Raw genomic sequence first — 12378 nt, 5'->3', positions numbered from 1 at the left:
TTCGTCCTGAGCCAGGATCAAACTCTCCAATAAAGTTGATACTTATTGAATAAGCTGATAGCTCATTTTGAATCTGACGATTAAAATTAATCGTTTCATTATTGACGTGTTCCATTTGTTCAGTTTTCAAAGAACTTGCTTGCGAGTTCGACAGTCGCTGAAGTCAATTTCAGTTTTTGTCGAACAGTTATTTATTATACTCAATCAGTCGAACCTTGTCAACTTCTTTTTTCGACAATCCTGCAAGCTTTCTACAAGACATCGTCCGAAGCGACAAGTAATAATTTATCACGCCGGCCGTCTTTTTGCAATACGAAATATTCTCCATCCAACCAGGAGCCGATGACGCTTAAAAATTCAGTTCGCCGAAGGGTCCATCTCCACCTTCCCGCTCCTTCTCCTCCGGCTCCCCCAAACGCCGACTCCAGTGCAGGACACGATCAGAAAACCCGCAGCCAAACGAAGCGCAAGATCATAATCGCCCGTAATTGCGCTCAACCCGGAAGAACCTGCAACAACGCCCAGAGAGAAGAAGGCATAAAACATTCCGAATGCCTTTCCCTTATGATCCGGACTGACATGGCCAACGAGCAGGGCATTCAAAGAAGGGAAGAGCAGCGCGAACCCTAATCCGTAAACCGCCATAACGGCAAACATCCCCGCTTGGTGCCCGATCATCGAGAGAGCTATGAGCGATAAAATCACGATGGCTCCGCCCGCAGCGCATAAACGCAGGGGCACCCCCCGATCGAACCAACGATTGCTTGGCAAAACGAACAAACTGATCGCAACGACGCCAAATACGCTGAGCATCAATCCGGCGGCTTGATCGGGCAAACCTAACGCTTCGGCTTTGAGAGGAAGGCTATACGTCAGGGCCCCCATGGCAAACATCAAGGCAAAAGCGCCGTAATAAGCCGTAGCAACCGATTCGTTCCGCAGCGTGGCGATAAACGCTTGTTTCGCACTAGCGGAAGAAGCCCCCGTCCCCCCGGACTGAACCCTGTTATCATGAAGCTTTCCGAGCAGAACCAGCGCTCCTCCCGACACGAGCAAGGCTGAAGCAACAATGAATAACCAATCCAACCCCGCGCTTGCTTTCAGGATGCCGGCCAAAGCTGGCCCAAAAATGGCGGCAACCCCGACCGCCGCACCGGAAAGAGCCATGGAACGCCCTTGATCCCGAGCCGAGGCCACGCGTGACACCAACGTAAATGCGCTGGGTACCAACAGTCCACCAGAGAGCCCGTGCAGCACGCGAATAGCCAAAAGCTCCGCAGGCTGCTGAACGGCCGTATACAATAAGAGGATCCCGGCGGTCACAAACAGTCCGGCGAGCAGAACTCTTTTTCCTCCGTACCGATCGATCCAGAACCCCGCCAGCATATTACCAACCATATTGGTCAGGGAGTACATCCCCACGGCAAGCCCGATTTGAAATGAGTTGGCCCCAAGGCTCAACGCCAGAGGTCCCATAACCGGCAGTTGGATAAATAAGTCCATGAAGCAGATCAGAACCAGCGCGTTTAATAACCACTTCGTCTTCGGCATATTGTTCTCCCCTCCCGTTTTTCTTTGAAGATTATACGATATAACGTTTCCGCCGACACCCGAACAATCGGGGCAATGATGGCAATCTGCCGAAACTTTCAGTCCTACGCAAAAAAAGAGGGTCGATTCCCCGCTTGCGCGAGGATCAACCCTCCTATGAGATAACCTAGCCCGACTGTTCTTTATTCGCTCGCGTTGCCGGAGGTGTTCGCAGCGTCATCGGATGTTCCGGATTCGACGACGACGGCACCGCCGCTGGTTCCGGCATCGGCGGATTCACCGGAGCTCTTCTTGGCTGCTTCGTCCTTCACCGCCTTGTCCAAAAGCGCTTGCGCTTCCTCTTGAACGGTTTGCAAGGCTTCGTCGATCGATTTCTTCTTCTCCTGGGCAAGCTTCAACTCACGATCCAGAACCGGCTGGTATTGCATATAAAAATCATTCGGAATTTTCTCGTAGCTTCGGTTCGCGTTCTGATCAACCTTCGGCTTCAGTTTGTAGAACGCCTCCAGGTTCACCCCGTTATAATCCTTGGCAATCCCCATACGGGACAGCAAGCCGTTATTCATCGTTCTCGATTTGACCCGGGCGAATTCCTCACTATTAATGAACTTGATAAATTCCCATGCCGCATCCGCATTCGGCGAATTAGCCCGGATCGCGAAGATCTCGTTAAAGTTGATGTTCCGGGAGGTCTGCGGATCGGAAGGATCCACCGGACCGGCAGCGACGCCGAGCTGAAACGGCTTGTAATCTTTAAGCGAGTCCTGAGCTTGCTTCAGGTCTTGCAGCATATAGATGCTCTCCACGGCCATCGCCATCCGCCCCATCACGAACAATTGGCTCTTGTAGTATTCTTCCATCGTCCCGCCTTGAAAGCCATTGCCCTCGGGGATATAAACCGCTTTGGAGTCCACTGCGTCCATCGCCAGCTTATAAGCTTGTTTCCAGGAATCCGTATTAATCGTCACTTTCATCGTGTCCGGGTTCAAGAACTGCAGTCCTTGGGCCGACGCGATCGACGAGGCGAGATTCTCCATCGACATGCCGTATTGCGATCCAAAGCCGTATACACGCGTATCCTTATCGCCTTCCGTCGGGAACCGGCGCGCCAAATCGAGCAACTCCTGCCAGGTCATTCCGTCATGCGGTACCTCGATGCCGTATTTGGCAAACAAATCCGCGTTGTAAAAGATGGCGGTTCCATTAAAGTTCGGAGACAGGCCGTACAACTTGCCGCCGCCTTTCTCCTTCAGCATTTCGATCAACGCCGGATAGATGGTCTCGGTATCGTACTTATCGCGCTCGATCAACGTATCCAGTTCCATCAGTTTCCCATCGGTCACGAATTTATCGTAATTGGACGAGTCCAATAAAATGACGTCCGGCTGCTCCTCCTCGACGAATTTGGCGAAGGCTTTCTCGTAATCGATTTGTTCGCCATTGGAGTTGTTGTAAATTTTGTTGGTACTGACCACTTCGATATCGATGTTCGGATGTCCGATGGCAAATAAGTCACCGTACTCCTGGAAAAAGTACCGTTCATCCCAAAACATGATTTTCAAGCTAGATTTTTGTTCCTTCTCCTGCGCAGGGCGGCTGGCACAACCTGCAAACAGCGTGCAGGCCAGCAACACCAACATCCCTTTATGTAACCAATTTCTCCTCATTACGACCTCCATATGAATATTTTTTAATATTGCCTCATAAATAGAACGTCCAAGGGAGAGAGATAGTTTCTTTTTTGTCAAAAAAAACCGATTCTCCGCGGATAAACTGCCGCAGGAATCGGTTTTTTTCTTAGTGTGACGCAGAATTAGCTAAGATTACCCGGAACGGATTTGGATACCCGGCCGGTTTTGATGTGTGCGGGCTGAGCCGCGGAACGGATGACCTTCATGCCTACCACCTCCTTGCCTAGGGTGTACAGGGACAATGCGATTATTGAATACCATCAGTACAAGGCTTGCGAATCCGCCGCTTCCCGCTGCTCTTGCAGCCAAATCGTGCGTAAAGTCTTCTTGATCTGGCGTTTCTCATAGGAGCAAGGGCGATTCCCCGTCCGCATCCGGTACAACGGACAGTGGTTCCCTTGGCAGGCCGGCCGGAAGAAGCAAGCCTGGCATTTCTCGTCTGTCTCTTCACCCGAAGTCGTCCACAGCGCCAGCTTGTCATAATCCAGATCCATCGTCCCGTCCTCATAAATCCGTCCCAAGCGGTTATTGTCCTGCTCCAGCGCAACCGAACATTTATACAGCAACCCGTCCGATCCAACGATTAAGGAATTCGGCTTGGCGGCATAACAAACCGCTCCCGTCGGCAGCAAAATATCCGAAATGAAGGAGCTGACCGCAAGGCCCTCCTCAATCGCCTGTTCGTTGAATGCCCAAATGCTGCGATCCTTCGTCCGCTCATCGCATACCGGCAGGTTGAGGTCGTTCTCGCCGCCCATACATCCCACGGGACGGAAATACACCTTAAACCGCGGATCATCGCCGAATAAATCGCGCAAAACCGGGATAAACCGAGATACGTCCTCTAGATTGCTGTTATCGAAGTTCACGCGCAAATTAATTTCGAACGCCCGGTCCACCTGCTTCAAGGACAGCAGATTATTTACGATGGTTTGGTAGGTTCCCCCGCCTCCGTTCAGGCCGCGACGGGCATCGTGTGTTTCGCCCTCTCCGTCCAACGTCACCATAAACCGCTCTACCCGAAGATCCAGCATTTGCTCGAATCGGTCCCGGGTCAAATAGTACCCGTTGGTCGACATTTCCGCGCCGTATACCGCCCCGCTTGTCTCGCAGGCTGCCATGAATGAACGGGATAACCGTTCAATCACGTGCGGAACCAGCAGCGGCTCGCCTCCGTGCCAGCTGATCGTGAGCTGCTTCAGCGTGCGAGCCCGCTCGGCCATATAAGCTTCCAGTCCCCGAAGCACCTCCTCGCGCATCGTCGCCCGAGGGAATGACTCGTAACAGTAAGTACAGCGGAAATTGCAGGCCTCCGTCACCAACAAAACCAGATGCATGGCATCCTGGGCATGCATGGAGTGATGCAAAAACAAAGCCCGCCGCATTTCGTCCGTATCGCCGGGAACGAGAAACCCGTTTTCAATCAGCGATTCGTACAGCGGAGGTGCGGGTTCAGGGACAGGCGCGGCCGGGGTCAGCCACTCCTGGACTTGATTCCGCTCGGCCGGCGAGCAGGCGGCGATGGCCCCGGTGTAGCTGTTGTACAGCATCAAGCCGCCGTCATCCGTTTCGCTTTGCGCATTAAAGCGCGAAGGCTTCCACTGTAACGCATCGTGATTCATGTGTTCTCCATCCTTTTCATGGTCAAATTAAAAAATGCGGACCCTCCGGTCCATCGACCTATGATGAAGAAAACTCCGCCCGTTTGCCATGATCCTCGTCACTTCATGTGACCAATACGCAAAAAAATCCCCGAGCGCGCTTTGCGGATACCCGCCCTGCGCCTCAGGGATGTAGGAAGTGTTAAGGGTTTAGTTTTAGCCGTTTTCGTTTTCGTTCTCGTTCAACAGCCGGATCAATTCATTCTCGTCTTCGATCACCGGGATGCCCAGCTCCTGGGCTTTGGCCAGCTTGCTGCCGGCCTTCTCGCCGGCGATGACGAGATCGGTCTTCTTCGATACACTGCCGGTCACCTTGGCCCCCAGCGCCTCAAGACGCTCGGTCGCTTCGTCCCGGCTCATCTGATGGAGCGTACCGGTCAGCACGACCGTTTTGCCCGAGAAGAAGGAGTCGGTCACCGGTGCGGCCGGCTTGGCCGGAGCCTTCGGCGAAACGCCCAACTCCAGCATTTTGCGAATGCCGGCCTGATAGAACGGGTCGGCGAAGAAGCTGACGATGCTATCGGCCACGATGCCGCCGATGTCCGGCAGGGACGTCAGCTCTTCTGCGCTGGCGGCCAACACCGCGTCCAGGCTGCCGAAATGATCGGCCAGCACCTTGGTTGTCGATTTGCCGGTGTTCGGAATGCCCAGCGCAAACAGGAAGGAAGCAAGATCGCGTCCCTTGCTCTGCTCGATCGCATGCAGAAGGTTGTTCGCTTTCTTCTCGCCGAAACGCTCCAGCTTGATCAAATCGTCGAACGTCAACGTGTACAACTCGGCCGGCTCGCGAAGGTTCAATTCGTCATGGAGCTGCTCGGCGGTTTTCTCGCTGAACGTCTCGATGTCCATCGCGTCCCGGGAAGCAAAATGTGTGATCCGGGCGACGATCTGCGGTTTGCAGCCCAGCCGGTTGTTGCAGAATAAATGGGCGCCGCGCTGTTCCAGCGGCGTGCCGCAAGCCGGGCAAACCTCAGGGTAAACGATCTCCCCGCCTTCCGGTTCATCCGGCACCTTGCCGAGGATTTCCGGAATGACATCATTGGAGCGGCGGATGAACACGCGGGTACCCAAAGCGAATTTCAGGTTTTTGCGTTCGATGTCGCCGATGTTATTCAGCGTGCAGTTCTGGACGGTGACCCCGGCCAGCTCGACCGCTTCGACCTTGGCCAACGGCGTGATTTTGCCGGTCCGCCCAACGTTCCAGGAGACGGATTCGAGAATCGTCGTCGTCTCCTCCGCTTCGAATTTGAAGGCGACCGCCCAACGCGGGAACTTATCGGTGTAACCCAGCGCCTCACGCGTGCGCATATCGGTGATTTTGATGACGGCCCCGTCGATCAGGTAATCGAGGGTAGGGCGCTTTTCCACGATTTCTTGCAGCGTCTCGATCACCTTGTCGAAGCTATCATGATAGGTCACATAGGGATTCACTTTGAAACGATTGTCCTTGAGGAAGGCCATCATTTCCCGATGATCCTGAAATTTCAAGTTGTCCGAATATCCGACATTGTAGAAAAAAGCGCTAAGCTTGCGCTCCGCAGTCGTACGCGGATTCAAGTTGCGCAAAGCGCCGGCTGCGGCGTTGCGGGCATTCTTCAGCGGCTCGGCCGCCGTCTCGTTATATTTGGCCAGCACGGACAAATTCATGATGCCCTCGCCTTGCACCTCGATGGTGCCTTCCCGGTAAGGAATGGTCAGCGGCACGGATTTGATCGTTTTTACTTGCGGCAAAATGCCCTCGCCCACCACGCCGTTCCCGCGGGTGGAAGCCTGAACGAGCTGTCCGTCGGTATAGGTGAGGTTCAGCGTCAATCCGTCGAATTTCAGCTCAACCACATAGGTAGGGTCCGGCAAAGGCGTGTTTGGGTTTTTGCTGTTGTAGTCGGCAACTAGCTTGAGGACCCGATTGTTCCAGCTCAAGAGCTGCTCCTCGTTTTGCGCTTTGTCGAGGCTCCACAGCGGAGCCAGATGGCGGTGGGGCTTGAAGCCTTCCAGCAGCTCGCCGCCCACGCGCCCCGTCGGCGAATCCGGGAGGGTAATCCCCGTCTGCGCCTCGAGCGCGGTCAGTTCATCATACAGCCGGTCGTACTCCTTGTCACTGATGAGCGGCTCATCCAAAGTGTAATAATGATAGTTGTACCGGTTCAGCTGCTCGACGAGCTGCTCCATTTGTTGCATCGCGTCCATGCAGGGACACCCCTCCTTTGGGTAGGTCTGTTTATGTATGACAACGGAGGAACCCGGCAGGGTTCGCTCCGTGTGGTGGTTTATAAAGTCTCGAAGAAAATAAGGTGAACTTTTACCCTTATTTCGTGAGAGGACGGTGTTTTATCGGGACATAAGGGTAAAAAATGGCGCTATTTCTAGCTAAACTAAGCCAATCAACGCCATATGGGCAAAATAAGAACATAATATGTTCTTATTTCAAGAATAAAGCCCGCTTCGATGAAAATAAGGACAAGATTTACCCTTATTTGCCGCGGAAGCCAAAGCCAAACCCATCCCCAGCTACCCTCAACCTTCCCCGGATTCAGGCAAATATACCCCGGTTATTCGGTCACCTTCGTGATCGGGGCGAACCCGGCCAACAGCCGCTTGACGCCCACCGGCGCCGGAAAAGCGATCTGCAGCTCCGTGTCGTTGCCGGAGCCTTTAATGGCAACGACCGTGCCCACGCCCCACTTGCCGTGGGCGACCTTGTCCCCGGCGCTGAAATCGCCGGGGGCCGTCTTGGCGGCGGCCGAGGCATTCGCCGCGCCGCCGGTCACCGTCACGCCGCTCCGCATCGGAGCGGCGGTGCCGCGCCCGGCCGGCCCGCTAGGCGCAGCCGCGGACCGCGCACCCGGGCCGCCGGCCGCCTCCGTGGCCGGGCGGCCGAAGTTGCCGCCGCCGGCGCTGCTGAAGCCGCGGCCGCTGTAGGCGCCGCCCACGCCGGCGCCTCGGCCGTAGCGGTCGCGCGGCACGCGACCGCCGTCCTCCTTGAGTTCCTCGGGGATTTCATCGAGGAACCGGGACGGCGGATTCGCCGTCGTGCGGCCGAACAGCGTGCGCATCTGCGCGCACGAGAGGTACAGCTTCTCCTCGGCGCGGGTGATGCCCACGTACGCCAAGCGGCGCTCTTCCTCCAGCTCCTCGTTGTCGAGGAACGCCCGGCTATGCGGGAATACGCCTTCCTCCATGCCGATGATGAATACGACCGGAAACTCCAGGCCCTTCGCGCTGTGCATCGTCATCAGCACGACCGCGTCGTCGTTGGGTTTTTCGGCATCACCGTTGTCGTTCATGCTGTCGATGTCGGCGATCAGCGCCAGGTCGGTCAGGAAGGAGACCAGCGACTTATCTTCATTATTGTTCTCGAATTCCAACGTGACGGAGAGAAACTCGTCGATATTCTCCAACCGCGAGCGGGATTCGAGCGTATTTTCATTTTGCAGCTCCAGCCGGTATTGGGTCATTTCCAACAGTTTCTCGGTCAACTCGGTGACGGACAAATAGGGCACCATCTGATGCAGCGCGCTAATCATGTCAAAAAACTCGACCAACGCGTTGCGCGTCCGCCCGGCAAAACCCAGGTCGTCCACGACCTCAAGCACGCGGTAAATCGACGTTCCTCGCTGCGCCGCGGCATCCGCCAGCTTGGCGACCGTCGTGTCGCCGATGCCCCGCTTCGGCACGTTGATCACGCGCGTCAAGCTGATGTCGTCATCCGGATTGGACAGCAGGCGCAAGTACGCAAGCAGGTCCTTGATCTCTTTGCGGTCATAGAACTTGATGCCGCCGACGATTTGGTACGGGATATCCGACTTAATCAGGATTTCCTCTATTACCCGCGACTGGGCGTTTGTGCGGTACAGAATCGCGTGATCGCGGTAGTTGCGCCCGTTTTTCACGCTATTATGAATTTCCGTCGTCACAAAATACCCTTCGTCATGCTCCGAATCCGCGCGGTACACCTTGATCTTGTCGCCATCGCCCTTGTCGGTCCACAGCTTCTTCGGTTTGCGCCCGGTGTTCTGCCCGATCACTTCGTTGGCCGCGTCCAGAATCGTCGATGTCGAACGGTAATTCTGCTCCAGCAGAATCGTCTTGGCTTCGGGATAATCCTTCTCGAAATTCAGGATATTGCTGATGTCCGCCCCGCGCCAGCGATAGATCGACTGGTCGCTGTCGCCGACGACGCAGATGCGGTGGTGTTTGTCCGCCAGCATCCGGCACAGCATGTACTGCGCGCGGTTCGTATCCTGGTATTCGTCGACGTGGACGTATTGGAATTTCTTCTGATAGAAATCCAGCACGTCCGGCGCTTCCTTAAACAATTCGATCGTCTTCATGATGAGGTCGTCGAAGTCCAGAGAGTTATTTTGACGGAGCCGTTTCTGGTACATGGCGTAAATCTTGGCCACGATGCCTTCGAAATAATCACCGATCTTCTGCTCGTATTGCTGCGGCGTGATCAGTTCGTTCTTGGCCGTGCTGATCGCCGCTTGAACCGCCTTCGGCTCGAATTTCTTCGTGTCGATGTTCTGATCCTTCATGCAGTTGCGAATCACGGACAATTGATCCGTGGAATCCAGGATGGAGAAGTTGGAGTTGAACCCGATCCGCTCGATATCCCGCCGCAAAATCCGCACGCACATCGAGTGGAACGTGGACACCCAAATGTCCCGTCCCTCCGAACCGCCCACCAGCCGGGATACCCGGTCCTGCATTTCGCGCGCGGCCTTGTTCGTAAAGGTGATCGCCAGGATCGCCCAAGGCGGCGCTTTGCGGGTCGCAATCAGATAGGCGATGCGGTGCGTCAGCACGCGCGTCTTGCCGCTGCCTGCGCCGGCCATGATGAGAAGCGGCCCTTCGGTCGCCTCTACGGCTTGTCTTTGCTGCGGATTCAGGCGGCTGACCGCCTCTTGTATGTTCACAGGTTGCATATCAAAACTTGCTCCTTCCTTTTATAGACACACATCTTCTTTATCTTCGTCTTCGCGATAACTGATAACGGACTCCAGAGCCGTTATTCGCTCATTTCCCGCGGATTTCCCGATGTAACGGACTCAGACGACGCTATTTCACCCCAACCGAGTCGGGAGGGGCCAAATTGGGACAAATAAGGTCTTCTCAGTCCGTTAGCTGCGCCGGGCCTCGTTGTTCCGAGCGATAAGGTCACTGGTGTCCGTTACAAAGCTGGAGACCCTTCCTCTCGACGCAGATGGCAGTGGTGACGTTTGTTCAGTTCGGCCACCTCTTTACCGCTTCTAGCTCTTCTTAGCTGCAGCGGTAGCGGTGCCCTTCACCGCCTCCACTGTCTCCAGCGCCTGCTCCAGGTTCTCATACACGGCGTTGCCTACGATCACCGTATCGCTCACGGCAGCGGCGCGGCGCGCGGTTTCCCCGTCCACGATCCCGCCGCCATAGAACAGGCGCGCTTGATCCAACGTTCGCCGCACGTCCGACACCAGCTCAAAATCGCCGATTTGGCCGCTGTATTCCAAGTACACAATCGGCAGCTGCAGCAAACGGTCAGCCACCTGGGCATACGCCCGGGCTTCCGCCGAATCCAACGGGGCTTGCGCCTCCGTGACCTTGGCGACCGTCGCCTCCGGATTCAGCACGAGATACCCTTCCGGCATAAGCAGCTCCCAAGGGATCAGGTGGCCGTATTGCTCGATTGCTCGGGCATGTTGCCCAATGATCCAGTCAGGGTGTCCGGCGTTCAGCACAATCGGGATCATATATAAGTCAAATCCCGGCACGACCGCCTCCAGATCGGAGATCTCCAATACGCAAGGCACCTCAAAACGGCGTACCCGGGACAGCAAATCTACCGTATTCTCATAGGTCACCCCGCTGGATCCGCCGATCATCACGGCATCCGTGCCCGACTGGCACACCGCTTCCAATGCGGCATCGTCCAAGTCACGGTCCGGATCCAGCTTAAACACATGCCGCCAGGCACGTATCATCTGCTTCAATTTCCATTCCTCCAACGGCTATTTCGGCAGAAGGACCGCGAAAAACGGGGCATTCTGCTCCGCCCCGCTCCTGCTCGTCCAACTGATCTATCAATCAGGAAGATGACTCGTTTTTAGTTCAGTTTCTAGTCTATGTTACCGGGGGTACCCTGTCAATGTTCGCGTCGAATGCGAACAGAAAAAAAGATACGTTTTTATCGGATTTTTGCCGCCTTGAACTCGGCATGGGTCAGCACCGCTCCCTTTCTCCCCCCGCCCCCGGTAGATTCAGGGAATACGGTTGACGAATACGCCTAATTTCTTTATGGTCATTCTATGCAAAACAACCGTGGAGGATAATTCATGAAGAGAAAAACGAAGCTGGAAGAGATCGAAGCGCTTCGCGGTGCGGCCTTCTTGGCCGTTGCGCTGCAGCATGCGATCGCCGGATTATTTGTTCAGCCCGGTTTGTCTCCGTTCTCCGTGAGCCTGGGGACGACCTTCCTGGGATTGATTCGGTTCGCTGTACCGCTCTTTGTATTTATCACCGGCGTAGTGTTGTTTTACAACTACGACCAGTCCTTTCAATATGGACGATTCCTAAAAAGAAGAGGGCAGCAAGTAGTTCTTCCTTATCTGTTCTGGACGCTCTTTTACTATGTTTGGGTGAGTATGCTTAGCGGGGGGGCTGTCTTTCATCATTGGGGCGAGTTCCTCCATGTCGTAGAGTTGGCTTTTACGGGAAAAGCCTCCTACCATTTGTGGTTTATGGTCATGATTATTCCGTTTTATCTGCTGTTTCCCGTCTTCCGTTTAATTCTGTCGGGCAAACGGCCGGCTTCCGCCAATTGGGCAGTCGTCTTGGTATTCCTGGCCGCCAACCTTGTTCTGGTTGAGGTACTGTCGAAGGGATACTTTCAATCGAACCAACCGATTCTGCAAACCCTCTACACCTACCTGGACCGAAACTTTCTGTTCTGGACATTTTATTTCGTATTAGGCGGGTTGGCCGGCTTGTATTATGAACGCTGGAAAAAGGCGATGCAGTCCCTATGGGGCGTCAGTCTTGCAATTACCATCCTCTTTCTGATTTATATCGGTGTGAAAATCTGGGGCATCAACGAAGGCCAGTCCGCCGGCAACTACTTAACCAGCTCCTACGTGACAGGGCCGCTCAGACCGCTGATGATGCTGGCCGTTCTGGCGATGCTTCCGGCTCTGTATTATGCGGCCCAACGCTTGACCGCCACGCCGACGAAGCTCGGCAGAGCTTTAAGCCTCATCGGCAGGTACTCGTTTGGCGCCTATCTGGTCCATGCGTTTATTTTGCGATTCACGAACCTGCTAGCTTTGAATTATCTCGGTTTCCTGGGCGTATACGCCCAGACGCTAATTTCGTTTATCCTATGCGCCGGCATCAGCGTGGGCTTGTGCATCGGCTACCGCAAAATGAGAGATCGTTGGCGGAGGATGCGAGTTGGTGTGGACCGAGGGGTGGCGGGGTAAGCGGGAATCGAAAAAACGGTCTTT

7 protein-coding genes are annotated in these 12378 nt (G+C 55.0%); 1 reads left to right on the top strand and 6 read right to left on the bottom strand.

All coding sequences use genetic code 11. The features are described from left to right. Positions 1–357: 357 nt before the first annotated feature. The 6 genes from MJ257_RS19875 to pcrB form a co-directional block, all read right to left on the bottom strand. On the bottom strand, positions 358–1551 hold the full coding sequence (locus tag MJ257_RS19875; RefSeq protein ID WP_240270887.1) for an MFS transporter: 1194 nt from the start codon (positions 1549–1551) through the stop codon (positions 358–360). 182 nt (positions 1552–1733) lie between these two features. After that, complete coding sequence (locus MJ257_RS19870) at positions 1734–3191, bottom strand: ABC transporter substrate-binding protein (RefSeq protein ID WP_240270886.1); 1458 nt, start codon at positions 3189–3191, stop codon at positions 1734–1736. A gap of 311 nt (positions 3192–3502) precedes the next feature. Then, positions 3503–4864, bottom strand: coding sequence for a radical SAM/SPASM domain-containing protein (locus MJ257_RS19865; RefSeq protein ID WP_240270885.1), 1362 nt, complete (start codon positions 4862–4864; stop codon positions 3503–3505). A 195-nt stretch (positions 4865–5059) separates the two neighbouring features. Then, positions 5060–7090, bottom strand: coding sequence for an NAD-dependent DNA ligase LigA (gene ligA, locus MJ257_RS19860; RefSeq protein WP_240270884.1), 2031 nt, complete (start codon positions 7088–7090; stop codon positions 5060–5062). Between the two features lie 362 nt (positions 7091–7452). Continuing rightward, positions 7453–9828, bottom strand: coding sequence for a DNA helicase PcrA (pcrA, locus tag MJ257_RS19855; RefSeq protein WP_240270883.1), 2376 nt, complete (start codon positions 9826–9828; stop codon positions 7453–7455). Positions 9829–10152: 324 nt separating this feature from the next. Continuing rightward, entirely contained in the window at positions 10153–10869 is a 717-nt protein-coding gene (gene pcrB, locus MJ257_RS19850) for a heptaprenylglyceryl phosphate synthase (protein WP_240270882.1), read from the bottom strand. A 342-nt stretch (positions 10870–11211) separates the two neighbouring features. Here pcrB and MJ257_RS19845 point away from each other — a divergent pair, with 342 nt between their 5' ends. Further along, positions 11212–12354: an acyltransferase gene (locus MJ257_RS19845; protein ID WP_240270881.1), complete on the top strand. Its 1143-nt coding sequence runs from the start codon at positions 11212–11214 to the stop codon at positions 12352–12354. The last annotated feature ends 24 nt before the right edge of the window (positions 12355–12378 follow it).

It is taken from the genome of Paenibacillus timonensis, assembly GCF_022427145.1.
Classification (GTDB): Bacteria; Bacillota; Bacilli; order Paenibacillales; family Paenibacillaceae; genus Fontibacillus; species Fontibacillus timonensis.
The sequence above is the reverse complement of the archived record's forward strand: the minus strand, read 5'-3'. Positions and strand labels throughout refer to the sequence as shown.